Origin of the sequence: Serratia symbiotica (assembly GCF_000821185.2) — a bacterium.
Taxonomy (GTDB): domain Bacteria; phylum Pseudomonadota; class Gammaproteobacteria; order Enterobacterales; family Enterobacteriaceae; genus Serratia; species Serratia symbiotica.
This window is the reverse complement of sequence record NZ_CP050855.1, coordinates 2,448,780-2,472,752: the sequence shown is the minus strand read 5'-3', so window position 1 is coordinate 2,472,752 and position 23,973 is coordinate 2,448,780. Positions and strand designations below refer to the sequence as shown.

At 47.8% G+C, this 23,973-nt stretch carries 20 protein-coding genes, 1 tRNA gene and 6 pseudogenes; 9 read left to right on the top strand and 18 right to left on the bottom strand.

What is annotated here, in order from left to right; translation table 11 throughout:
- Positions 1-35: 35 nt before the first annotated feature.
- The 8 genes and pseudogenes from SYMBAF_RS18500 to folD all read right to left on the bottom strand — a co-directional run bounded on the left by SYMBAF_RS18500 (position 36) and on the right by folD (position 3,759).
- Entirely contained in the window at positions 36-314 is a 279-nt protein-coding gene (locus tag SYMBAF_RS18500; protein ID WP_419789486.1) for a lysis protein, read from the bottom strand.
- Positions 315-336: 22 nt separating this feature from the next.
- Positions 337-492 carry a hypothetical protein gene (locus SYMBAF_RS18495; protein ID WP_419789485.1) on the bottom strand — a complete coding sequence of 52 codons (156 nt, stop codon included), beginning with the start codon at positions 490-492 and terminating at the stop codon, positions 337-339.
- 2 nt (positions 493-494) lie between these two features.
- On the bottom strand, positions 495-908 hold the full coding sequence (locus SYMBAF_RS12390) for a structural protein (RefSeq protein WP_040266915.1): 414 nt from the start codon (positions 906-908) through the stop codon (positions 495-497).
- Positions 905-1,232: pseudogene (locus SYMBAF_RS12385) on the bottom strand (phage holin, lambda family). Before SYMBAF_RS12385 ends, SYMBAF_RS12390 begins: the two are co-directional and overlap by 4 nt.
- Before the next feature lie 77 nt (positions 1,233-1,309).
- Positions 1,310-1,717: a type II toxin-antitoxin system HicB family antitoxin gene (locus SYMBAF_RS12380; RefSeq protein ID WP_040266912.1), complete on the bottom strand. Its 408-nt coding sequence runs from the start codon at positions 1,715-1,717 to the stop codon at positions 1,310-1,312.
- 50 nt (positions 1,718-1,767) lie between these two features.
- Positions 1,768-1,944, bottom strand: coding sequence for a type II toxin-antitoxin system HicA family toxin (locus SYMBAF_RS12375; RefSeq protein ID WP_040266910.1), 177 nt, complete (start codon positions 1,942-1,944; stop codon positions 1,768-1,770).
- 145 nt (positions 1,945-2,089) lie between these two features.
- A pseudogene (locus SYMBAF_RS12370) lies at positions 2,090-2,793 on the bottom strand (IS6 family transposase).
- 99 nt (positions 2,794-2,892) lie between these two features.
- Entirely contained in the window at positions 2,893-3,759 is an 867-nt protein-coding gene (gene folD, locus SYMBAF_RS12365; RefSeq protein WP_040266905.1) for a bifunctional methylenetetrahydrofolate dehydrogenase/methenyltetrahydrofolate cyclohydrolase FolD, read from the bottom strand.
- A 458-nt stretch (positions 3,760-4,217) separates the two neighbouring features.
- Here folD and SYMBAF_RS12360 point away from each other — a divergent pair.
- The 4 genes and pseudogenes from SYMBAF_RS12360 to tnpA all read left to right on the top strand — a co-directional run bounded on the left by SYMBAF_RS12360 (position 4,218) and on the right by tnpA (position 6,648).
- Positions 4,218-4,294, top strand: a tRNA-Arg gene (locus tag SYMBAF_RS12360).
- A gap of 195 nt (positions 4,295-4,489) precedes the next feature.
- A pseudogene (locus SYMBAF_RS12355) lies at positions 4,490-5,014 on the top strand (tyrosine-type recombinase/integrase); the annotation flags it as partial.
- Between the two features lie 72 nt (positions 5,015-5,086).
- Positions 5,087-6,255, top strand: a protein-coding gene (locus SYMBAF_RS12350; RefSeq protein WP_152609001.1) for an IS3 family transposase whose coding sequence is annotated in 2 segments (ribosomal slippage) — positions 5,087-5,336 and positions 5,336-6,255 — 1,170 coding nt in all. Because the reading frame shifts where the segments join, the coding sequence is not laid out codon by codon here.
- Positions 6,252-6,648: pseudogene (gene tnpA, locus SYMBAF_RS12345) on the top strand (IS200/IS605 family transposase). Before SYMBAF_RS12350 ends, tnpA begins: the two are co-directional and overlap by 4 nt.
- A gap of 215 nt (positions 6,649-6,863) precedes the next feature.
- On the opposite strand, the gene SYMBAF_RS12340 reads toward tnpA, so the two are convergent.
- The 9 genes and pseudogenes from SYMBAF_RS12340 to SYMBAF_RS12300 form a co-directional block, all read right to left on the bottom strand.
- Positions 6,864-7,112: a helix-turn-helix transcriptional regulator gene (locus SYMBAF_RS12340; protein WP_040266903.1), complete on the bottom strand. Its 249-nt coding sequence runs from the start codon at positions 7,110-7,112 to the stop codon at positions 6,864-6,866.
- 171 nt (positions 7,113-7,283) lie between these two features.
- Positions 7,284-7,991 (bottom strand): annotated as a pseudogene (locus SYMBAF_RS12335) (tyrosine-type recombinase/integrase).
- Positions 7,991-8,782 (bottom strand): annotated as a pseudogene (locus tag SYMBAF_RS18185) (hypothetical protein). Before SYMBAF_RS18185 ends, SYMBAF_RS12335 begins: the two co-directional pseudogenes overlap by 1 nt.
- Before the next feature lie 381 nt (positions 8,783-9,163).
- A complete protein-coding gene (locus SYMBAF_RS12325) occupies positions 9,164-10,384 on the bottom strand; it encodes an MFS transporter (RefSeq protein ID WP_040266902.1) in 1,221 nt (406 codons plus the stop codon).
- 33 nt (positions 10,385-10,417) lie between these two features.
- Complete coding sequence (locus SYMBAF_RS12320; protein ID WP_040266900.1) at positions 10,418-11,587, bottom strand: ATP-grasp domain-containing protein; 1,170 nt, start codon at positions 11,585-11,587, stop codon at positions 10,418-10,420.
- 31 nt (positions 11,588-11,618) lie between these two features.
- Positions 11,619-12,860, bottom strand: a complete 1,242-nt coding sequence (locus SYMBAF_RS12315) for an ATP-grasp domain-containing protein (RefSeq protein ID WP_040266897.1) — start codon at positions 12,858-12,860, stop codon at positions 11,619-11,621.
- 9 nt (positions 12,861-12,869) lie between these two features.
- Positions 12,870-14,243: a pyridoxal phosphate-dependent aminotransferase gene (locus SYMBAF_RS12310; RefSeq protein WP_040266893.1), complete on the bottom strand. Its 1,374-nt coding sequence runs from the start codon at positions 14,241-14,243 to the stop codon at positions 12,870-12,872.
- The gene (locus SYMBAF_RS12305; protein ID WP_040266892.1) at positions 14,236-15,357 is read right to left on the bottom strand and encodes a hypothetical protein; all 1,122 of its coding nucleotides are present in this window, start codon (positions 15,355-15,357) and stop codon (positions 14,236-14,238) included. Before SYMBAF_RS12305 ends, SYMBAF_RS12310 begins: the two co-directional genes overlap by 8 nt.
- Before the next feature lie 2 nt (positions 15,358-15,359).
- Entirely contained in the window at positions 15,360-16,169 is an 810-nt protein-coding gene (locus SYMBAF_RS12300; RefSeq protein WP_160289820.1) for a TIGR01459 family HAD-type hydrolase, read from the bottom strand.
- 1,109 nt (positions 16,170-17,278) lie between these two features.
- On the opposite strand from SYMBAF_RS12300, the gene SYMBAF_RS12295 reads away from it, so the two are divergent.
- Entirely contained in the window at positions 17,279-17,770 is a 492-nt protein-coding gene (locus SYMBAF_RS12295) for a DEAD/DEAH box helicase (protein ID WP_237162871.1), read from the top strand.
- A gap of 276 nt (positions 17,771-18,046) precedes the next feature.
- On the opposite strand, the gene SYMBAF_RS12290 is transcribed toward SYMBAF_RS12295, so the two are convergent.
- Entirely contained in the window at positions 18,047-18,775 is a 729-nt protein-coding gene (locus SYMBAF_RS12290; RefSeq protein WP_226020212.1) for a UvrD-helicase domain-containing protein, read from the bottom strand.
- Between the two features lie 413 nt (positions 18,776-19,188).
- Between SYMBAF_RS12290 and tgt the strand changes: the two genes are divergently transcribed.
- The 4 genes from tgt to secF all read left to right on the top strand — a co-directional run bounded on the left by tgt (position 19,189) and on the right by secF (position 23,932).
- Positions 19,189-20,313 (top strand): tRNA guanosine(34) transglycosylase Tgt, encoded by a 1,125-nt coding sequence (tgt, locus tag SYMBAF_RS12285; RefSeq protein WP_040266886.1) that lies wholly within the window; start codon positions 19,189-19,191, stop codon positions 20,311-20,313.
- A 436-nt stretch (positions 20,314-20,749) separates the two neighbouring features.
- The gene (yajC, locus tag SYMBAF_RS12280; RefSeq protein ID WP_040266885.1) at positions 20,750-21,082 is read left to right on the top strand and encodes a preprotein translocase subunit YajC; all 333 of its coding nucleotides are present in this window, start codon (positions 20,750-20,752) and stop codon (positions 21,080-21,082) included.
- 23 nt (positions 21,083-21,105) lie between these two features.
- Entirely contained in the window at positions 21,106-22,953 is a 1,848-nt protein-coding gene (gene secD / locus SYMBAF_RS12275) for a protein translocase subunit SecD (protein WP_082027034.1), read from the top strand.
- Between the two features lie 10 nt (positions 22,954-22,963).
- The gene (gene secF / locus SYMBAF_RS12270) at positions 22,964-23,932 is read left to right on the top strand and encodes a protein translocase subunit SecF (protein WP_040266884.1); all 969 of its coding nucleotides are present in this window, start codon (positions 22,964-22,966) and stop codon (positions 23,930-23,932) included.
- The last annotated feature ends 41 nt before the right edge of the window (positions 23,933-23,973 follow it).

Here is a 23,973-nt window from a genome sequence, read left to right as displayed (position 1 = left end):
GATTAATTCATAAAGGCGCTCTGGGAAATTAATAATTAACGGCACTGAGACCTTACATACTCCTGCAAACCTTCCATCTGTTTTTCCATCTGAGTTACTCGTTCGATGAGAATGAAATAATTTCGTTGAGCGGCGTCCGCCAGTCTGGGGGCGGTTGCATTAGTTGCGCCGGGGGTGGCGGTTCCAGACATGGGCTTGCAAATGGCGTTGATGCGTAACCGCTGATTACCAACGATAACGCTACGCTCAAGCTGATTGATAGTAGCCTTAGCATCAGTTAACTCTCTTGTATACTTTGCATCAATATCCGCCACGACGCGCTGTCTGGCCTGCATATCAACGATGGCTTTGCCTGGTTGCGGCCAGTTGTGCCAACTCGCGCTGCTTGTCGAGAGCATGGTGGTAGCTGTCGCGGTAATGCCAAGTGGCTATAGACAAAATAATAATCACCCATCCTGATAGCGCAGCAAGGCCTACTGTCCCGTTGAGCATAGCTAGCACCTCGCAAGGTCGATGGCCTTAATAAATACATCAAAGCTGTAAGGCTGGCTACCATTTTCATGCCTGATAATCGCCTGTAGCAACTTCATCAAGATACGGCTGTCGCTGATATCAATGCGCTGATCAGGAGCAACACCAACCTCCTGCGATACGCTGTCGATATAAGCCTGCGTGTCGTTCTCGCTAGTCGGTGCCCAACGGTGGATAATGCCGCTGATAGTGTTGATACCGTGTTTACGCTGGTAATTACGCAGGATAATTATCATCGCGCGGATACCGTATTCCGGAGTAGTAAACTGGCAGAATAATTTATCAGTTCGATCAGGCTTTGATACTAAACCTTGCCACTCATCACCCCAGCGGATATTTCCGGGATTGTTGTTGCGAATGCCTCTACTTGTTGTCATTGCCCCCCCAAATGATTACCAATAAAACGCAGGGTGATTGTGCGGAAAGCATCCACGCCGATAAAACCAATGCCACCACCTATCGCAATTGAAATGGATTTAGGCCATTCCAGATATTCCAGCGAAGAGGCAAAAGTTAGCGTCAGCGCACCACATAGTAATCCCTCTAAAATCATCTTCCCAGCCACCACCCGTGTAGGCAATGCGCAGGGTTGCCATGATTATCGCCATGAGAACCGCACCCATTGGGGTCTCTCCCCGCCACCAGCCCTGTAAAAGTTCGAAAAGGTCTGTCCAGGAGTAAGGGTTATTGTGCATTTTCATTCTCCACCTCCCGCATGGGTGGCTCCGTTAAAATAAAAAGGCCCACCGAAGTGAGCCTTTAGATAGGTTGATAATGATTACAGAACTGTTATTTCTAGCCGCTTGCCCAGCGCCTTAAGCGCGGCCTCGATCGTATCGATTTTGGTCGCATGGTTTAGGGTAACGATGCGGTTAACTTCCTGCGGTCGTGTACCCAGGCGGCGGGCCAGTTGCGCCGGTGTTGTGCCGGTGGCAATCATGGCATTAAGCAGCAGCACCTTGGCCGCCACACTGGCCGGCACATCGATAAACTCTTCGCCGTTAGCGCTTGGCATCGGTACAGGGCGCCGATCTTCAAAGTAAAAATCAAACGCCGTTACCAGGGCGTCTTGCGCCATTTCTATCGCTTCCTCCCTGGTATCTCCGCCCGTTAGTGCTTCCGGGATATCCGGGAAAGATACACACCACCCGGTTTCGTCATGCTCAAATTTTACGGGATATCGCATATTTGACTAAGTGAACCTTCGCGAGTGACCAGCCCCGGAGGGTTGGTTTATTATGTGATGCCGAGTTGCTTGAGGATTGCTTTCCTGAGCGGTTCCGGTATTTCTTTCCCCGGATGCCTCGGCATTACCGTTTGCTTGCTGTTGAGTATAATTTTTAGATGGTTAGTACCGTCTTTAAATTCTGCCCCCTGAGCCGCAAGCCAACGCCTGAACTCGCTTTGCTTCACTTCCTCCTCCTGTCTGCTTTAAGATAGAACCAATATAAACATTTTTGATTATATTGTCAACGCGATTTATAAACTTTTTTGTTTATGTTAAATTTGGCACTGTTGCAAAGTTCACGATAGGTGCCTTTTGTCTTATTGAAAGGCCCTACATTTCAAAGACTCGGCTTACCAGATGCCTATCGCCCAGGGGGGCACCATAATAAAACGGTGAGGCCTGGCCTTTGCGCAGTGCACGCATCACCTCAATACCTTTAATTGTGGCGTAAGCCGTCTTCATGGTTTTAAATCCCAGCGTGGCACCGATTATCCTTTTCAGCTTGCCATGATCGCATTCAATGACGTTATTCCGGTACTTAATTTGCCGGTGTTCAACGTCAGGCGGGCATCGACCTTCGCGTTTGAGCAGAGCAAGCGCACGGCCATAGGTGGGAGCGTTGTCTGTGTTGATAAATCGCGGGATCTGCCACTTCTTCACATTGTTGAGGATTTTACCCAGAAACCGGTATGCGGCTTTACTGTTATGGTGGGAGGAAAGATAAAAATCGACGGTACGCCCTCTGCTGTCAACGGCGCGATACAGATAAGCCCAGCGGCCATCGACCTTCACGTACGTTTCATCAATATGCCACGGGCAAAGATCGGAAGGATTACACCAGTACCCGCGCAGGCGTTTTTCCATTCCACGATTTAGCGCTGAACCCAGCGATAAATCGTGGAATGGTCAACACTGACACCACACTCGGCCAGCATCTCCTGCAGCTCACGGTAGCTGATTCCGTATTTGCAGTACCAGCGTACCGTCCACAGGATGATGTCACGCTGAAAATGCCGGCTTTTGAATAGGTTCATGTGCTGCTCCTTCAGCTAAGGGGAGAGATGAGTTTATTACCTCCAGATTTTTGCAACAGTGCCGGGGTGGTTATCCAGGTTAAAAATTTCCATATTGCCTTACTTAGGTTGAACATCGTGATAGACCTCGCAGGCTTGCAAGGTATTTTGGAGCAGTGTGGCAACGGTCATCGGGCCAACGCCACCCGGCACTGGCGTAATATAAGCAGCGCGTTCGCTGGCGACGTCGAAATCCACATCACCGACCACTTTGCCACTTTCCAGACGATTGATGCCAACATCGACCACAATGGCACCCGGTTTGATCCAGTTCCCCGGAATAAAACCCGGTTTGCCGACCGCTACCACCAGCAGATCGGCATTTTCAACATGATGACGCAAATTCTTGGTGAAGCGGTGGGTGATGGTGGTGGTGCAACCAGCCAGCAGCAACTCCATGCTCATCGGACGGCCGACGATGTTGGAGGCACCGACCACCACGGCATTCAGGCCATAAGTATCAATGTTATAACGTTCCAGCAGGGTGACGATACCCCGTGGGGTACAAGGGCGCAGTGTAGGCGCACGCTGGCACAGACGGCCAACATTGTACGGATGGAAGCCATCAATGTCTTTATCGGGATGTATGCGCTCTAGCACCTTGACGTTATCGATACCGACGGGCAGCGGCAGTTGCACCAGAATGCCGTCGATTGCCGAATCGGCGTTCAATTGGTCGATCAACGTCAGTAGTTCAGCCTCACTGGTAGTGGCGGGCAGATCGTAGGAGCGGGAAAGAAAGCCCACTTCATCGCAGGCGCGGCGCTTGCTGGCAACGTAAATCTGTGAGGCTGGGTTATCGCCGACTAACACCACCGCCAGACCTGGGGCGCGTTTACCGGCCACCAGACGTTGTCTAACTTGCTCAGCCACTTCGTTTCTAACTTGCTGCGCAATCGTTTTACCATCAATAATCTTTGCTGCCATCAGTGAGAAAATCCATCATTTGAGAAAAGCGGGGATGGCGCTATTTTGTCAGAAGCTGAGCGCGCTGTCAGGCGCTGAATTATCCTCGTCATGATTTACGCTTTTTTATATCAACGGTATGATCTTCTCTGCCTTTATCTATCATCTACTGGGCAAGTTTAGAGCCTATCCCAGTAGGCGTATATTGCAGCAGCCAGTTTGGACAGGGACAGTGGGCAACAACCGGCGCGTACAGGGAGCACGTGATGAGGGTGAGCACTGCCCAGGTACAAAATGGCAAATAAAATAGCCTAATGGGATCGGCCCTTAGTTATCATCCAAGCTGGATGACCGCGTTTACCTACCCACGCATTGACCGATAGCGCAAAACCAGCATAATGCACGGTTGCAGCCGTAACGCTATGAAAAGGAATTGACTCAATAAACGCTGACCGTATAATCCAACCCCGCCACCCAGCGCGCCCTTAGCTCAGTTGGATAGAGCAACGGCCTTCTAAGCCGTAGGTCACAGGTTCGAATCCTGTAGGGCGTACCATTTCGAAGTAAACAGACGTCAACCGACGTCTTTTTTTATGCCTAAAATTCAGCAGGTTGGTTGATTTTAGTGCATCGAGATTCTCTGCAAGTCTACCTACATCTACCAGCATCAAGTAGTATCTGTTGGTATATGTGATGGTACATCCCCGTTCAATAAAATCTTGTACCAACAGCCAGCAACGGAGGGCCTTAAATGGCATTAACCGATGTAAAGGTAAGAAGTGCAAAGCCTACCGATAAGCCTTACAAGCTTACCGATGGCGAAGGAATGCATTTAATGGTTCATCCCAATGGATCTAAATACTGGCGCTTACAGTACCGCTTTGACGGTAAACAAAAGATGCTGGCGTTAGGTATCTATCCAGAGATTTCGTTATCTGAAGCCAGACAACGCAGAGATGAAGCTAAACGGCAAGTCGCTAACGCTATTGATCCCAGTGAACAGAAAAAGGTTGAGAAACAAGCTCGCAAAGCGACGGTAGAAAACACCTTCAAAGCTATCGCACTGGAGTGGCATGAGTATAAACGCCCTAACTGGTCGAAGGGTTACGCTGAAGACATTATGGAAGCGTTTGAAAACGATATCTTCCCGGATATCGGTAAGCGCCCAATTGCAGAGATAAAGCCTCTGGAGATTCTCAGTTCACTTCGTAAACTCGAAAAACGTGGTGTTTTAGACAAACTGCGCAAAATCCGCCAGGCCTGTAATCAGGTATTTTGTAGTGGCACACTGAATTTGGCCACCTGAACAGAGGTGATATGCTCACCTCAGGACATTACAGGTGCTTCAATGAAAAAAAGAAATTTCAGTGCAGAGTTCAAACGCGAATCCGCTCAACTGGTCGTTGACCAGAACTACACCGTGGCAGATGCAGCCAGTGCTATGGATGTCGGCCTTTCCACAATGACGCGATGGGTGAAGCAGTTGCGTGATGAGCGGCAGGGAAAAATACCTAAAGCCTCTCCCATTACTCCTGAACAAATTGAAATACGTGAGCTGAGGAAAAAAATACAACGTATTGAAATGGAAAACGAAATATTAAAAAAGGCTACCGCGCTCTTGATGTCAGACTCCCTGAACAGTTCTCGATAATCGGGAAACTCAGAGCGCATTATCCGGTGGTCACACTCTGCCACGTGTTCGGGGTTCATCGCAGCAGCTACAAATACTGGAAAAACCGTCCTGAAAAACCAGATGGCAGACGAGCTGTATTACGCAGCCAGGTACTGGAACTGCATAGCGTCAGCCATGGCTCTGCTGGCGCAAGGAGTATCGCAACTATGGCAACCATGAAGGGCTTCAGGATGGGACGATGGCTCGCCGGCAGGCTCATGAAAGAGCTGGGGCTGGTCAGTTGTCAACAGCCCACTCATCGGTATAAATGCGGTGGCCTTGAACACATCGCTATCCCGAATCACCTTGAGCGGCAGTTCGCAGTGACAGAGCCTAATCAGGTGTGGTGTGGCGATGTGACCTATATCTGGACAGGCAGGCGCTGGGCCTACCTCGCCGTTGTTCTCGACCTGTTCGCGAGAAAACCGGTGGGCTGGGCAATGTCGTTCTCACCGGACAGCAGGCTGACCATCAAAGCGCTGGAGATGGCGTGGGAGGCCCGGGGAAAACCAGCCGGAGTGATGTTCCACAGCGATCAGGGCAGCCATTACACAAGCAGACAGTTCCGGCAGTCACTGTGGAGGTATCGGATCAGACAGAGTATGAGTCGGCGTGGAAACTGCTGGGATAATAGCCCAATGGAGCGCTTCTTCAGGAGTCTGAAGAACGAATGGGTACCGGTGACGGGTTACATAAACTTCAGCGATGCAGCCCACGCAATAACGGACTATATCGTTGGGTATTACAGCGCGCTCAGGCCGCATGAATATAACGGTGGGTTACCACCAAACGAATCGGAAAACCGATACTGGAAAAACTCTAACGCGGTGGCCAGTTTTAGTTGACCACTACAGTGTGGACGCCCAAGTATCGCTACAAGATTTTAACTGGGGCGGTAGGTAAAGAGCTTTACCGCTCAGTTTATATACTTTGCAATATGAAAGATTGCGAGGTACTGGAACTGAATGTTCAACCAGACCATGTTCATCTTGTCGTGATGATCCCACCTAAACTCTCAATCTCAACGCTGATGGGCGTCCTGAAAGGGCGCACTGCTATTCGTCTCTACAACAAGTTCCCGCATATACGAAAGAAGCTCTGGGGTAATCATTTTTGGGCGAGGGGATACTTTGCAGACACAGTTTGGAGTGAACGAAGAAATTATCAGGCGTTACGTGAGGCATCAGGATAAGAAAGACCAAGAATACGAACAGCAAATGGCGTTATTACAGGACTAAAACGGACAAGCCCCCCTTTTAGGGGGCCCCATTTAAATCCACCTCTTCAAGAGGTGGATTTTTACTTGTAACCGAACTTTGAGTGAAAACATAAAAGTACTATGATAAAAAATGAGTTAGTAACCTTACAGAGAAATACAGATAACAAAATTATTTTAAAGGAATTATGTGACAAGTGTATAATGCCGGGATTACCAAAACATCTAAAAAACAATTCAGTTTTTAACGTGAAGCAATAAAACTTTCTCCGCAAACCCCTCGTCCAGCACATAGAAATAACACTCAGGGACGTTAAGTACACGTGCCAGTGCGCACATAGTCGTAAAGGACGGGGTGTAGGTACCACTCTCGTATTGGGAGACCCGCGAACGGGCAGTGGCTTCATCAATACCCGCCAGTACACCCAGTTTCTCTTGTGTAAGCCCAGCCTGAAGGCGGGCACTTTTCAGTCGTTGGGGAACCATGGTCTGCCGTCATAGAAAGGATTGACAACATGTTTAGCATTACTTAACATCAGACTTGTTTAGAGTTGCTAAACATCAGAGACACCAACCATGCAATACGCTAGGAAACACCAGGGAGACAAAAGGCCGGTCACTTGACCGGCCTGCCTGTTTTTACCTATCGGCCATTCACTACCGACCTTTAAGCATCATCACCGCCTCCGCTTCCGGCATCGAGAACTGCACCGATGCCGCGCAGCCACATCCAGCGCAAACACCTTCGTATAGACCTCAGTCGAGCTGATCGACTTGTGCCCCATCAACGCTTGCAGCTCCTTGAGTGGAATACCGGCATACAGCATATGCATCGCGTAGCTGTGTCGGAAAGTGTGCGGGGTGATGGGGACCGAGAACGTCACACCATCCTGCGCTGCCGTTCTGTCAGTGATTGTCCACAGGCGTACTTTCTCCATGCGACCGTTTTTGGGATCCCGGCGTTCCAGTGGAATTTTCAGCGTGGCCACCATGGTCTGCAATTGCGCGACGTACTGCGGATCAGACTTCGGCACCAGGCGGTGTGCCGAGCTGCCAGCCTGCGGTTCGCGCGGCCTTCTTCTGCCCGCAGCTTGAGCGTGGCCAACTGCGCGAACGGGTAGGGCGGTGCCAACGAAAAATCCCCCTTGTCAGCGCCAGCGCTTCGTTAATCCGGTCGCCGGTATTCCACAACGTAGCCAGCAACATCTTGCAGTGCAGATCCGGCACATAGTGGAGCAGGGCGCTCTTCGGCAGTTCGTCCTGTACCAGTGCCATCTGGCACAGCGCCAGCGCAGCCGGGTAGTCGATGGACACAGGCAACTGAGTTGCAGTTCCTGGCTGCCCCAGGGTAACAAGCCCGGTCATCAGGAGGCCTCTCCGGCTGGAGGTATGTTCAGTGCTGACGCTATAATTTCCCAGTTTTCCTCATTACGCAAGTTACCGAAATAGCCCACTTCCAGGCGCAGGGACTGGTGTGCCGCCTCTATAAGGTCAGATACTCTCTGCAGGGAATTCTGTGGCTGCTGCGCGGATATCGCTCTTGGCACATCATGTTCATCCACGCCGTTACGGTGCACCAGGTCGTTTCGCCACTCTGCGATGATGCCCAGCGGCTTAACCGGCCAGACGGGTGGGATGTGCAGCACGGCGCCGAAATAGCGCTCAATGGTTTCAACGTTATGAAATGTCATTCGGGAAACAACATTCTGCGCCGCAGGGCGGAACAGAGACAGACCCATGTCACGGGCAGCATGTTTTTCCGGATTTTTGATTCGTTTGGACTTCATGTAATACGCATCCCTGAAGCGTTTAAGGGGCTAGTCATGTTCCAGCAGGGCCCTGGCGCAGTACATCAGATACGCCTCCATGACCGTCACAGCATGGACGAAAGACATCCTGTACACCAGTTCAGGCTGTTCTTTATCGAGTAGGGCATATAACTTCTTCAGCTCCTGATTTGCGTGCAGGTAACGCTGACGAACATTGTTCAGGGAAGCCACAAACAGCTCGTGTTCATGATCCCACTGAGCCTGATCGGCAAGCGCCTCCTGCTCCCATTCTTCAGAGTCGGGGATAACATCCGGGTAATTTTCCGCAAACCATTCATCAAATCGTTCAGCTTCAATATCCAGCATCAGGTCTTTCATGCTTCCCATAACACCTGTACCTTTCTGTGTGGTTTTATAAATGAGAAATCCCGATACCGGCGACTGCGCAGGCATCGCCGGGGAGAACTCCGGAACCACTAAACCGCTCATGCATTATTCCTCTCGGCCAGTCGTTGCTTGTGCCGCGACTTTCGCTCTTTACGCCAGCATTGCCACAGCGTTTTCTGCGGAGACCAGCGGTATTTGTCGAGGCGGGAAGAGGGCATGCCGGTGCAAATACAGCTGAATGAGGAACGCAGCCCAGTGGTGGGAAAATAACGTTAAACATCAGTACCAGCACGCCGGTATGTAACAACACTCAGGGCCATAGCATAAACCGACCAGGACAAGGCAATCACCCGGTCGGTGTCGCCCAATGTTTACTTTCCCTCACTTTTCAGACACATTGGCAGGCAGCACCGCACTGCGTTGTGCACGACTGGCGCTCAGGCCAAGAGAGAAAAGCAGGCATACCAGCACCAGGATGGTAATCCACGAGATAGCGACGACGGAAAGGTTGCCAACTGTGGACAAATAAGAACCGAATATGAACCCTATACCCAGGCCGATTGCACTCGTCATAAAATTGAACAATGTTATTCTCTGTAACGTATTTTCTGGTGTATCGGTAATTAAATCCACAGCCAATTGTGGTACCAGATATTCACCGAGAGAGAAAATAAAAACTACAAAAGCCAATCCAAAATAGCCAGATACCAGGGGCGTTGAAATCAATGATAGGCATGAACAGAAGCTACCAAAGGCCAAAATGGATATTTTTGGAAGTTTGTCAATCTTCCTTATCACTCTCCCGCCAAAAAAAGAAAAAACAATTAGGAAAATCGAGTTCAATGTAAAAATATAGGCAACACCATCCTGAATATCATTCTCTTTTATTTTTAACGTAATGAATGTGTATATCTGCGCTTCGAAGATATAATGAAAAAGCGCCCCCAAAGAAAGCAGTACAAAAGCTTTGTCGCGAATAATCTGAATAATGCCTTGAAACACATTTACAAACTGTGCCGGCTGAGACTTCTTTACACCGGGAACAAACAGAAAAACCAATATGGCTGCGAACAAAAAAGTGATCGCGCAAAAAACTGATAGAGCGCCATACCCCCCGTAATTGATGAGGGCTTGTCCAATAACTGGTCCGAGCCCGCCACCGATACTATTAACAAATTTTATATTAGAAAATAATCTTAACTTCTCGTGTTCTTTATCGAGCGAGTAAATTTGATACGCGCGCGAGATATTATAATAGACGCCCACAGAAAACCGATAAAGTACAACACAACACAAAAGAAGGACATACTGATAAACCGTGCTGGAGATATTGCTGACGAAGTAAAAACCAAAAGCGGCCAAAGAGAACACCATCAGTGCCAGCGTAAATACAGGTTTATACACCTTTTCAGACAAAAACATGCAAACAATGACAGAGGATAAATTGCCAGCAATAATACCCACTGACATCATGATGCCCACATCAGCAGCAGTAAAGGCATAATGCCCTGTCAGGATAGTGACAAGGAAAGGGAAAAACGAAAACATGCTAACACAAGATATTAGCATAACGAACATGAGTATATAGTTAGTTCTGCTCATTTTGCGTCCTGAATCATATTTGACTGTTCCCACTCAAATGTATATCGGTTTTATCAGGGTTTGGCACAGCTCGAGCTTACTTTTCACATCCTCGGGTGTGCTGCAAATCACATAGCCATTACGTGAAAAAGAATCGACGGGGCGGGAAAGTGGCGCATTGATGAGTTCAGGTAAACTTACGTCTTTGACGTAGGGTAACAGTTTAACACGTTGTTCACCGCAAAGACTACTGACCTGACCAGGTTCAAAATCAAAGAAGAGAATCCCACTATTATTGCTCACCGACTTGCGCGTATTATCCAAAGGCAGGCCCGACGCATCTTGTATCGCCAGTGAATACAGATCGACTCCCGTCGCATGGTAAACCAATTCAGGAATACTGTCGCCGCCGACCCGATTATGGGACTCAATGATGTGTATGCCACTCAGATCGACCTTCACTTCGGTATGGGTCGCGCCGGACTCAATCCCGATAAGGGATAAGAAGCCACAGACAAAATCATCGATCGCGGCAAAAAACGGCCCATCATTATTCTCCCTGGAGACAACATGTCCATGCTCAACAAACCGGGAGTCTTCATTATCAAACAGGGATTTCTCGGTGACCGCGTGAACGGTATGTACCCCATTGACAGAAAATGCCTCAATGGAATATTCCTTTCCCCCGATGTACTGTTCTGCGATTAATGTCTGCAGAACGTTTATTGTCGAAAGTTGCTTATCATCGACAACAAGATGAACATTTTCGCTTCCCACACCCCGAGATGGTTTCAGAATAAACGGAAATCCGAGCTGGGCAGCGGCCCGAGACAGATCATTGGCGGAATGGACCGCATGATAGTTGACATTACCGTAGGGGGTTGCCCTAAGCCTATCACGCATTAATATTTTATTTTTGACTATTTCAGCGATCGTACTATTTTTAGTATCGTACGATAATTCGTCATTTATCCATGCCGCTGCTGGCAAAGCTTTCTCAGAAAGCGTCAGGACCTTTTCGATTCGTTGCTCCCGTAAGAAATCCAATATCATCTTTTTATTATCAGCGGCATCATAGTCACACAGCAGAACACTGTCTGCCAGTGCAATAGCTTCCATCGAAGCAAGTGACTGTTTTTGAATCAGTACCACATAAAGACCAAACGACTTCGCGCGATCTAAAAGCAGTTTACCGCTGCCGATAAAACCAATTTTATTTACCATGCTCACCACCAAAATAAAATGTATTGTCAAGTCAGGACAATGCCGACTGGGTAATATTGAAACCATTACCATCAAGCAGAGCGTTAACACGCAGCTCAATCTGCTGATAACGGTCTTTATTTAAAATGACATACCCCAACCGGTCTTCGCTGCTGCGCAACCCTTTCAGTGTTTTTGGGAGCGAAAAAATATTGATCCGGGAGAAAATGTCCCCATCACTCTCGACGGTAATATCGGTTATATGTCCACAGCGACTATCTGTGATATACACGATAGCCGAAGCATCCCCCTGTACGCCTGTGTTTTCTATACTCAAAGGTTGATTGATATTCGCTTCCAACATAAGACCAGCTGCATCATACCCTTTCGCATTTTTCATGAGTTCGATAATCATGTCTCCCCCCAAGCGCGGATTGATTTCAATGACATCAAAGCGCCCATCGGAGAATTTAAATTCCATATGTAAAAACGTATTTCGCAGACCAATATGTTTAAGTATACGGTTGGCATGCAGGCTCACCTGCTCTGAAAATTCACTGCCGTCTGCATACGGAAAAATATGGGCCTTTTCGACGCAAAACGGGGGAGGAGTAACAAATTTTTGCGTAACGCCAAGCAGTCTCCAGTCCTCATTTTCACAATCCCAAACCAACTCGGCACTGTATTCTTCCCCGGTAATAAACTCTTCAACCAGGATGTCTTTTGAAACGGTAAACCCGCGACCATTATATTTTGGTAGAGACAGAATATAGTCGATAGCCTCGTCCGACTCCGATTTTGAATGACACACCTTGACACCGATGCTGCCACTTTCATCTACCGGCTTGATTACACATGGGTATTTCAATAACGCTTGATGGGCTGTGCTGTCACCCGCCAAACGTGTAAAGTCAATTGCATACGCAGTATTGTTGAGTTTTTCTCTTAACAAATGTTTAAATCGCACCGTCAATAATGCCTCAACAGCAGGCGCATACGGCAGGTTAAGGAACTGATTAATGAGCGCGGCCTGTATCATTCTAAAGTCATCAAATGCCATGACTGCGTCAACCGTATCCGGGTAACTCTGGAAGAAGGCCAGTAGCTTGGCTATGTCATAAGAGTCAACAACGGCCACTTCATCCGCAAAATCAATCGGATTAATCACGGTATTGGCGTATTCCGCTTTATTTCCACAGACAAAAAGCGTTTTATAACCCTTTAGTTTGGCCGCCTGAATGACTAAGGTACCATTGCCTGCCAGGTTTGACTCAAGAACAGCAATAACTGACATATTTATCTCCTAGTTTTTCAGTAAATTAGCTAATGCAGTGTGCAAGGAATTTCTCAGCGAATGGTCCAGAATACCTCGGCCTGCATCAAAATAGTCGGTATGCTGCCTGCGAGGGATCTTCAATGCGGTCACTGGCACGCGGCCAATAGTGATGCTGTCCATTGCCACGTTGCGCTCGTATTCGCTATCCAGGTAGGTTGACTTGAGCCCGACGGATGAGAAAGCAACTCTCACTTTACACCCGGTGAAACCAAGAGAATCCGCAGGGGACAGGGACAATTTCTGTTCTTTAAGCAAATACGCAACCAGATCGCAGCCTGACTTTATGCGCCCGTGCGTCGCCTTGATCAAATAGTCGAAATCGAGCAAAAATCCGTGCCCTGCGGCTGGTTTATGCGTGGTGTTTATCACCTGCTCCCCCAGAGAGTTATTGATGTCATACACAGACGCATCAATAATACGCGCACGTTGTGCACTTTCCAGATTGTTTTCTCTGATATATTCATGACAGTGTAGAACACCGTACTTGACCATTTCCAGTGCCACATTTGAGATCGACGGGTTTTTCGCAGAACAGATATCACGCAGCGCTGCGATAATATTCTCCCCACCACATGCCCAACCCACCCTGACATTGGCCAGATTTAAAAATTTGGAAGCACTTTTAATCGTTACGATATTGTCAGGATGCTGCGTAAAATATTTTGCCATCTGAGGAGTTCTCTCCTCATCGTTAAATTCCGTACCAGAAAAAACACTATCTACAAAAACCGCTATATTAAATTCAATACACACTTTAGACAGTGCCATGAGCTCAGCATCTGTATAAATCGCACCGGTTTGCGTAGGATTAAACAAGAACAGTGTATCAATTTCTTTTTCTGATACCGATTTAGACAATTCTTCCGCTGTCAGTTTATAATCATTTTCAATCTTCGTATACTGGCACGTAAGATGTTCGTGATATAACGCTGACCACTTTATCAGGTTGTGATAGAACGAAGAAGGCACTAAATAACGACGTCCTTTTCCGATATAATAAGTAAATATGGCATCAAAGAAACTGGTCGAACCGTGTGACAGCACAATATTGTTGGCGAGACTCTCATGTATCCCATCCGCCTTGAAATCATCGATGATCCAGGTTTCCAACTCTGCATTATGCGTCATCACATGGTAGTCATCAGGGGAGTAACGATCATCGAGCAATGCTAAAACCCCCGCAGAAATAATGCCGCACTGAGGTCGTCTTGTGCCGTCGCCGTGAGAGAGAGAAACGACATCGCTGTCAAACATCCCCGGAAAGACTTTCATACCGGTTTCATCGTTTCCGGACAGGACGTTGCGCGCATTTTTGTATGCGTGGAAGAGAAGGTTAGACATGTTTACTCCTCAACGTTTGATAGCGTTGTACCAACTCAGCGGACACCTCAGCGACCTCAGAAATATGATATTCCCCGAGCCCAAATCCCATCAGGGCATTCATGACATCCGAGGATTCTTGCTTGAGCCGGATATAACCGTCCTGGATACTGTCAATCCCATCATACCGCTGGCCTTTTTCATTGATGCTGATCGCGTCTGAGAGTGAAATATCGTCATTGAGCGCCACATCGAAAGTTCGCCTGCCAATGGTGACGGGATACCCTCCGACTAAGCCCCTGACACCTGGTGCATGTGCCGCTATCGTTTTATCACCGAAAAAGCCTTCAATAATTCTCACTGCCGAACTGGCAGTTACAAACATACCGTCCTTTCCTCTTTTTCTCTTTAAGTCTGTTTTGATGTGTTTGAAGATTTTATCGTGCGGTAACATGTCCTGACTGATTTCCTCCCCATTATTTTTTACGCTCAAATGATAAGGCGCGCCCTTTGCATGTCCTTCTGAGGGAATGGTATTGCCAACATAGTGGTGAGCGACTATTTTGACGGAGATTGAAGATATGTCACTATTGAGAATCTTTGAAACCGCCTCGCGGATAGGCTGACAAATATTTGAGACATTGCCAATGCCGATATCAGGGGCAAGTGCTATGCCCTTAAGCAACGGATTCACTGCATCAGGAAATGCCGCGTTGACTACCGTCGTTTTTACACCGGAGGCTTTTATTGCTTTCATCAATTGGAGTGCCGGATAGGCATGGCATGCGGTCCAGGGGCCCACGCCTGCGGACCATAATGCTTTGCTGATATGATCGGGCAGTTCTGAAACAACCCAAAATGACTGAACTGAAGCAGTATTGAAAATTAAATCAGGTTCAATATCACTAATGATTTCCGCCATTTCCTCAACAGAGTCAAGGTTGATTTTTTTTGACGATATATTAAATGTATGGCCAACATTCTCTGACGTGAATTTTATCAGGTTCACAATTTCGTCTGCAGCATTTTCATTCCTGGCAGCAATCGTTACCTGGCACGGAAAATTTCTCCAAGCCAACATCTCTGAAACCATCGTAGAAAGGATACCTGAACCAATGATAAGTACCTTATACATAATCACCCCTGTAGATTTAGAATATAATCATGCAACCCTTCATTTAATTCATCTTCGCTATACTGCAAACCACCACATCCAGCGACCAGTATGGTTTTAAGTGACGCAGAATTCCCTCCCAAAATATCCGTTTCTAGCGAATCCCCCAACATGCAAGCATTTGCTTTTTTCACACCAATCCCTGCCAATGCAATATTAAAAATATCCGTATTAGGTTTGCCATACTCGTAAACAGTACCACCGGCTTCTCTCACTTTTTGACAGAAGTACCCCGCAGCCTTATGAATACGACCTCCAATATTGACAAGTTTATCCGGATTCGTTGAATATACGACTAACCCTCTTCCTATGATTTTTCTTACTAACCTTTCGATCTCTTCATCATTTTCATAAATGATGTTTGCAGCAATAACAAAATCACATGTTTCGATAGAAGAGACTTGTCGATCAAAAATCGTAGTAAGCCAGTGGCATTCACCGGCGGTGCCCACTAGGATGAAAGTGTGTTGTGGATTGGCAGCAAAATGGCGAGTAATTCGTTCTTTGCACAGGCTTCCAGACGTGAAAATTCCATCAATAAATGTTCCTGAAATCCCTTTATCGTCCAGTAATAAAGCCAACTCTTCCGACGAGCGTGAGGTATTGCTCACGAGTGCGATCCGGCCATGTATTTTCATTTTCCGGATCAAATCATCGGCAATATGAGTTTTCGATTGGCCATCGTATAAGACACCCCACACGTCTACGAGATAACCTTCGAATACAGGCAATTCATCCACACAGGCAAGGCACTTTTTAGCTTTTTTCATCATGCATCCATTCGTGGAGTTGAAAATCATTCTCGTTTATTTATATGTAAATTATGCTCAAATATGTAGCAGTGCATATGGTATATGGGAAGTGTTTTTTGTTATTAAATTGTTACTCATCCGTTACATTTTACTCATCCAATTGAAATATAATGCATTAATGAAAACTAAGACCATTCCTAATTCATAAGATTTTTTGGTGATACATTTCAACGTCAATGACTTATCAAGCACATAATAAACTGCATCGTCAGCGTATCTTTCAGTTGCGTGATCTGTATCACGGGGGCTTTCCGTCTAAACCCCATATTGAACGATGGCTGGAATAGGGCAGTGATCACTCAATCTACGACAACAACCTGTGCAACCTCTGCCTTCCGAGGTATACGCGTCTGCTGGTTACACAAATGACGAAGCGGGCAGACTTTGCACCAGGAAATAGGTCCCTTGCTAACTACCGAACATGTAGTAACGCTGCGTTGAATGGCTTGCAGAGATGCGGTTGAGGTAAACACCGGTCTGCTGTTGTGAAACTGGCGATACTTTGATGGGAATGGAGGTTATCTGGCTGGATGCTGGTTGTATTAACAGCAAACTTGAGGTGTCAGACATCGCGCGCCCCTGGCTCCACCTCGGTCGATGTAGGTTATTTAACTTATGTTAAGCGTGAATCTAGTTCATAATCTACAGTAACTATATCTCTTTGATTTAAATTGGTATTTTTAATAAAAATATAAATTCACTTCAGGAGAACTTCATGAACTAACAAAGAATATGCTTCTTATGAGCATTTTCTGACAGCTTACTTACTTCAGTTCATCAATCATTTCCCATCGTAATTGCACGACCAAGCGCACTAAACTTTAGGGATTATCTAATTGTCTTCTTGAACAACTCATGAGTTTTGATAACATTCGGATATGCCTATACTTAATCGGCACTGATGTCTCTGGGGGCGGCAGCGTTGGCAAGGCTGACTGGGTTTGCCAGAAGGGATATAAGCTCAATCCCTAGTAGCCAGTTAGCTTCCAATTGAATGAGTTTCTTCAGTCCCTTGTCTATCCTTATATAAGGTTCTAATCCAGCGTTTTTTCATTATAAGAGGAATTTAAATGTACAATGGTACACCAACTGAAGTAGAAGAAAAACTTAGAACATGTCAGGTAGAAAGTATTAGTGTAGCGGCAAAATATTTTAGATCGCGCTCTTCTGGCTCATGTCTTATAAGCTTGCCGACAGGGGCAGGGAAAAGTGGTGTTATATGTTGTCTAAGTCAATTCAGTAAATATAAAAAAATATTAATTGTTACTTATCGAAGAGCTGTTTGCGATCAGTTGTATAAACAGATTAGAGGTGATTTTTTTACTAAATTAACCGACTCGGATAAATCTAAATCACTTACAATTAAAGATGTGCACAACAACATCAATAAAGAAAGTAATAGAGGGGTCTTTTGTACTACCTTCCAAAAATTACTCAAAATCAACAGCGAGGAAATAAATAAAATATGTGATGAATTTGAGTTGGTCATTATTGATGAAGGCCATTCCGAACCATCTCCAGAATGGGGAGGGGTTATTCGCAGGTTTAATGCAAAAAAATAATAGTGACTGCCACACCATACCGAAACGACTTATTTATTTTTGATGTTGACACAGAACACTCATATATATACATATAAAAATGCCATAGAAGAAGGTATAATATCAGCACCTATTTTTGAAAAAGCAAAAAAAAAAGAAGAATTAGTCAATGTAGTAAGGGGCTATTTAAACAAAAATAGTGATTCGTTGTGCAAATTGATGCCTGGATGACGCTCTTCGTGAATCACCCATAACTAAAACCGAGTCGTTGGGAAACTGTCGCAGCAGTGAGTAATATTAGCGCTGCTGGCGCTGGATATTGTCATTGTGATTTCGTGAAAGAGGGCGAAAATGTACATAGTCAGGACAGGATCTCAAGTCGATACGCTCCCGGTGAAGTAAGCGAAGTCTTTGCTCAAGGATCCATTGACCCAAATCTGGCGTTTGTGCATTGTTCCAGCGCCAGGGCGCTTGTAAGGTTGCCAGAGTGGGGAAAAAAGTTTCAACAGTGCTTTTCCAGTCTGGCATAGGGCCGCTGAAGCTGAAGATACACTGCATCGGGTCTCCAAAGACGACTGTTGGTAGCAAGCGTGAAAGCGCACAGGTCAGATTATGTTGCTGGCTATTGCAGTCCTGGTATTCATCGACCAGCAAACGCGAATAAGTGGCCGTGATGATTTCGCTAATATTACCGTTAACAACCAGATTCAGTACGGCACGGCGAAGAGAAGGGTAGAAAACGGTTGGATTTTCAGGACCCACATCAAGCGGACACAATCGCGGAAAGCAGCCTGCTATTTTCAGAGCCCATCCATCGATTGTTGTCACAATATAGTTCCGCAGAGGAATTGCAAAACGGCTCAGTCGCTTTTTGAGTGCCGTGACACCTGCGGTTGTGTGCGTCAGCACGAGATACGGCTTACTTTGCGCAATACCAAGAGCTTCAGTAATCAGGTGGGTTTTGCCACATCCCGCAGGTGCTACAATCAGGCCTTTACTGGCGTTTAGAACGGCATCCACACTCATCGGGGGTCACCATTTTCCGCAGCCCATGCTTTGAAAAGCTGCTACGGACGTGTTTATGCTCTATAAGTGATTTTCTGTTCTGCGTGCCTGTAACGTCCTGGCGTTATGACGAACAACTCTCTTATCAAGTGACTTTTGCCCCGTATCTAGCTCCGTTGGCTCGACTGATAGAGAGAACTGTAGGGAAGGGAGGCAAGCGAGATGGTTACGTGACGTTATATGTTGGTATAAAAAAGTTGTAACTTAATTTTTTTGTTATTTTTCATAGTGTAATGAAATGAATTCGAAGCCTGTAGGAACAAAAATAACAAACCTATATTTGACTGACTGGCTTGTGGTACGGCTTTAAACGTTAGTTTAGAATGTGCAACCTTTGCATTTCATCAGACTGTTTCTCTGATGCTGGAGGTTTTGTGGAGTACCAATTACAGACAACCGATGGCTGCGCTCGCCGTGGTCGCCTGATCTTTGAACGCGGCGTGGTGGAAACTCCGGCTTTTATGCCGGTTGGCACCTATGGCACGGTTAAAGGCATGACGCCAGAAGAAGTGAAAGAGACAGGGGCACAGATCCTGTTGGGTAACACTTTCCACCTGTGGCTGCGTCCAGGGCAGACGATCATGAAGTTGCACGGTGACTTGCACGATTTCATGCAGTGGCACGGCCCGATCCTCACTGATTCCGGTGGCTTTCAAGTGTTTAGCCTGGGCGCGATGCGCAAGATTAAAGAGGAAGGCGTCTATTTCCGTAACCCGATCAACGGCGACAAAGTATTTCTTAGCCCCGAAAAATCGATGGAAATCCAGTATGACCTGGGTTCTGATATCGTGATGATCTTTGACGAGTGCACGCCGTACCCAGCTGATTGGGATTACGCCAAGCGTTCGATGGAGCTGTCACTGCGCTGGGCGCAGCGCAGTCGTCAACGTTTTGACGAGTTGAATAATAAAAATGCTTTATTCGGCATTATCCAGGGTGGCGTTTACGAAGATTTACGTGATGCTTCAGTAAAAGGGCTGGTGGATATCGGCTTTGATGGTTACGCTATTGGCGGCTTGGCGGTGGGGGAGCCAAAAGAGGCTATGCACCGCATTCTCGAACACGTTTGCCCGCAAATTCCGCCAGATAAGCCACGCTATCTGATGGGCGTCGGCAAGCCTGAAGATTTGGTGGAGGGTGTGCGTCGCGGCATTGACATGTTCGATTGCGTGATGCCAACGCGTAACGCCCGCAACGGTCATCTGTTCGTCACTGACGGTGTGGTTAAAATTCGTAATGCCAAGTATAAAGATGATATTTCTCCGTTGGATAAAGACTGTGATTGCTATACTTGTCGCCATTACAGCCGTGCCTATTTGCATCATCTTGATCGTTGCAACGAAATACTGGGGGCTAGATTGAACACTATTCATAACCTGCGCTATTACCAGCGTCTGATGGCGGGTTTACGCCAGGCCATTGAAGAGGGTAAATTAGCGCTGTTTGTTGCGGATTTTTATGGTCGGCTCGGCAAGCCGATGCCACCTTTAAATACCTAATAGACCTCAAAATGCGGCAAAGTGGCGACCAAACGAATCCTCAGGGCTTTAGAGTGCTATGTGATGGGGAGAGGGAAGCCAACACCGCTGTAGTTTGAAAGATGAAGGGTAGAATTGCTAAATCTATACCCTAAATAATTCGAGTTGCAGGAAGGCGGCAACGCAGCGGCTTCCCAGGCGCTTACCCCAGTCAGCGCCTATCCCAGTAGGCGTACATTGTTGCAGCCAGTTTGCACCAGGACAGCGTGCAACAGCCGTAGCGTACATGGCGTACATGGCGTACGTGAGGAGGGTGAGCACTGCCCAGGGCCAAAATGGCAAAAAAATAGCCTAATGGGATAAGTTCTGAGTGACTGGGGTGAGTGAGGGAAGCTGACGTACAGGCAACTTGAAGTATGACGGGTATAATAATTGATAACTTAATGAGGGAATTTTAATGAGCTTTTTCATGTCTGACGCCATCGCATCCCCAGGGGCTCCGGCTCAGGGAAGCCCGTACTCTCTGATCATTATGCTAGTGATGTTCGGTCTGATTTTCTATTTCATGATCCTACGGCCTCAACAGAAACGCGCTAAAGATCATAAAAAACTGATGGATTCCATCGGCAAGGGTGATGAAGTTATGACTACCGGTGGTCTGATTGGCCGCGTGGCCAAAGTGGCCGACACCGGCATTATCACCATTGCGTTAAACGACACCACGGAAGTGATGATCAAGCGCGACTTCGTGGCGGCCGTTCTGCCTAAAGGTACCATGAAGGCCCTATAATTTTTTTCCCTAAGGGAATTGCCGTGTTAAACCGTTATCCTCTGTGGAAGTATCTGATGTTGATCGTGGTGATCCTCATTGGGCTGCTTTATGCACTTCCCAACCTTTACGGTGAGGATCCAGCCTTACAAATCACTGGTGCGCGCGGTGTCGCCGCCAGTGAAACTACACTGGATCAGATCCGTACCGTATTAGAAAAAGACCATATCGCGATCAAGTCGATAGCGTTGGAAAATGGTGCCATCTTGGCGCGTTTTAATGCTCCTGACATTCAACTGCGCGCCCGTGAAGCGCTGATGGCGGAACTGGGTGACAAATTTGTCGTCGCGCTGAACCTGGCCCCGGCCACGCCGAGCTGGTTGGTGATGCTGGGGGCTGAGCCGATGAAACTCGGCCTGGATCTGCGTGGCGGTGTGCACTTCCTGATGGAAGTTGACATGAACACCGCGCTCGGCAAGTTGCAGGAACAGACCATGGATACCTTGCGTAGCGAGCTGCGCGAAAAGGGCATTCCTTACGCGTCTATCCGTAAGTTAAGCAACAATGGCGTGGAAGTGCGCTTCCGTGACGATGCCACCCGCGATAAGGCCATCAGCTACATGGGGCCACGCCAACGCGACCTGGTGCTTTCCAGCAATGGCAGCAACACTCTGAAAGCCAACCTGTCTGATGCCCGTCTGAGCGAAGCGCGTGAATATGCGGTGCAGCAAAACATCACTATTCTGCGTAACCGCGTTAACCAGCTTGGTGTTGCCGAACCCCTGGTGCAGCGCCAGGGGACTGATCGCATTGTGGTCGAGTTACCGGGTATTCAGGATACCGCACGGGCTAAAGAGATCCTGGGTGCGACTGCAACGCTGGAGTTCCGTTTGGTGAACACCACTGCGGATGCCACTGCGGCGGCCAATGGCCGCGTGCCGGGCGATTCCGAAGTGAAATACACCCGTGATGGTCATCCGATAGTGCTGTACAAGCGCGTGATCCTGACTGGTAACCACATCACCGATTCCACCTCAAGCACCGACGAGTACAACCAGCCGCAGGTTAATATCTCGCTGGACAGCGCTGGCGGTACCTCAATGTCTAACTTCACCAAGGACAACATCGGCAAGCCGATGTCGACCCTGTTCGTGGAGTATAAAGATAGCGGCAAGAAAGACGCCAATGGTCGTGCAGTGTTGGTCAAGCAAGAAGAAGTGATCAACGTGGCAAATATTCAGTCGCGTCTGGGCAACAGCTTCCGCATTACCGGTATCGGTAATGCGAACGAAGCACGTCAGCTTGCGCTGTTGCTACGTGCTGGTGCACTGATCGCGCCGATCCAGATTGTTGAAGAACGCACCATCGGCCCAACGTTGGGTCAGCAGAACATTGCCCAAGGTCTGGAAGCCTGTTTATGGGGGCTGGTGGCATCCATCATCTTCATGGTGGCTTGGTATCGCAAGTTTGGCATGATCGCCACCACTGCGCTGGTCGCGAACCTGGTGTTGATCGTTGGTGTGATGTCCCTGCTACCGGGGGCGACGCTGACCATGCCGGGCATTGCCGGGATCGTATTGACGTTGGCGGTGGCAGTAGACGCCAATGTACTGATAAACGAACGTATCAAGGAAGAGCTGAAGAACGGGCGTTCTGTTCAGCAAGCGATCCATGAGGGCTATAAAGGTGCCTTCTCCAGTATCGTTGACGCCAACATCACCACCCTGATCACCGCAGTCATTTTGTACGCTGTGGGAACGGGTTCGATCAAGGGCTTTGCAATTACCACCGCAATCGGTGTGGCGACCTCCATGTTCACCGCGATTGTCGGTACTCGTGCTATCGTCAACCTGCTTTACGGCGGCAAACGCATTAACAAGCTGTCTATCTGAGGAGTGCGTTGTGGCACAGGATTATACTGTTGAGCAACTCAACTATGGCCGTAAAGTCTACGACTTTATGCGCTGGGATTACGTGGCCTTTGGCATCTCATTGTTGCTGCTGGTCGCATCAATCGCCACCATGTCGGTGCGTGGATTTAACTGGGGGTTAGATTTTACTGGCGGTACGGTAATTGAAATTAACCTGGAAAAACCGGCTAACCTTGACCTGATACGCGATAGGCTGGAAAAAGCTGGGTTCCAAGACCCGATTATCCAAAATTTTGGCAGCAGCCGCGACGTGATGGTGCGTATGCCCCCGACGACCGGTACTGCAGGCCAGGAACTGGGTAATAAGGTGATCAACGTGATCAATGACTCGGTGGATAACCACGCCATCGTGAAGCGTATCGAGTTTGTTGGCCCAAGCGTGGGCAGCGAGTTGGCGCAAAACGGTGGTATGGCGTTACTGGTGGCGTTGATTTGTATTCTGATCTACGTCGGTTTCCGCTTTGAATGGCGTCTGGCGTTGGGGGCGGTTATTGCCTTGGCGCACGATGTGGTCATCACCTTGGGCGTACTATCGCTGTTCCACATCGAGATTGACCTCACTATCGTCGCATCCCTGATGTCAGTTATTGGTTACTCGTTGAACGACAGCATTGTGGTTTCTGATCGTATTCGTGAGAACTTCCGTAAGATCCGCCGTGGCACGCCTTATGAGATCATGAATGTATCCTTGACTCAAACGTTGAGCCGCACGCTGATGACCTCTGGCACCACGTTGTTGGTGGTGCTGATGCTGTACATTTTCGGTGGTGCGATGCTGCATGGCTTCTCGCTGGCGATGCTGATCGGCGTGTCGATTGGTACCCTCTCTTCCATCTATGTTGCCTCGGCGCTGGCATTAAAGCTGGGTATGAAGCGCGAGCACATGCTGCAACAAAAAGTGGAAAAAGAGGGCGCGGATCAGCCGGCGATCCTGCCGTAAACCAGGTGGTGTTCAGCTAAATAATTTAAGGGGCGCCGATT

Excerpts from the sequence above, each read along its gene's own strand:
- SYMBAF_RS18495 (WP_419789485.1), bottom strand. The coding sequence starts at position 492 with ATGCTCAACGGGACAGTAGGCCTTGCTGCGCTATCAGGATGGGTGATT.
- SYMBAF_RS12390 (WP_040266915.1), bottom strand. The coding sequence starts at position 908 with ATGACAACAAGTAGAGGCATTCGCAACAACAATCCCGGAAATATCCGC.
- SYMBAF_RS12380 (WP_040266912.1), bottom strand. The coding sequence starts at position 1,717 with ATGCGATATCCCGTAAAATTTGAGCATGACGAAACCGGGTGGTGTGTA.
- folD (WP_040266905.1), bottom strand. The coding sequence starts at position 3,759 with ATGGCAGCAAAGATTATTGATGGTAAAACGATTGCGCAGCAAGTTAGA.
- SYMBAF_RS12340 (WP_040266903.1), bottom strand. The coding sequence starts at position 7,112 with ATGGTTCCCCAACGACTGAAAAGTGCCCGCCTTCAGGCTGGGCTTACA.
- SYMBAF_RS12325 (WP_040266902.1), bottom strand. The coding sequence starts at position 10,384 with ATGAGCAGAACTAACTATATACTCATGTTCGTTATGCTAATATCTTGT.
- SYMBAF_RS12320 (WP_040266900.1), bottom strand. The coding sequence starts at position 11,587 with ATGGTAAATAAAATTGGTTTTATCGGCAGCGGTAAACTGCTTTTAGAT.
- SYMBAF_RS12315 (WP_040266897.1), bottom strand. The coding sequence starts at position 12,860 with ATGTCAGTTATTGCTGTTCTTGAGTCAAACCTGGCAGGCAATGGTACC.
- SYMBAF_RS12310 (WP_040266893.1), bottom strand. The coding sequence starts at position 14,243 with ATGTCTAACCTTCTCTTCCACGCATACAAAAATGCGCGCAACGTCCTG.
- SYMBAF_RS12305 (WP_040266892.1), bottom strand. The coding sequence starts at position 15,357 with ATGTATAAGGTACTTATCATTGGTTCAGGTATCCTTTCTACGATGGTT.
- SYMBAF_RS12300 (WP_160289820.1), bottom strand. The coding sequence starts at position 16,169 with ATGATGAAAAAAGCTAAAAAGTGCCTTGCCTGTGTGGATGAATTGCCT.
- SYMBAF_RS12295 (WP_237162871.1), top strand. The coding sequence starts at position 17,279 with ATGTACAATGGTACACCAACTGAAGTAGAAGAAAAACTTAGAACATGT.
- SYMBAF_RS12290 (WP_226020212.1), bottom strand. The coding sequence starts at position 18,775 with ATGAGTGTGGATGCCGTTCTAAACGCCAGTAAAGGCCTGATTGTAGCA.
- yajC (WP_040266885.1), top strand. The coding sequence starts at position 20,750 with ATGAGCTTTTTCATGTCTGACGCCATCGCATCCCCAGGGGCTCCGGCT.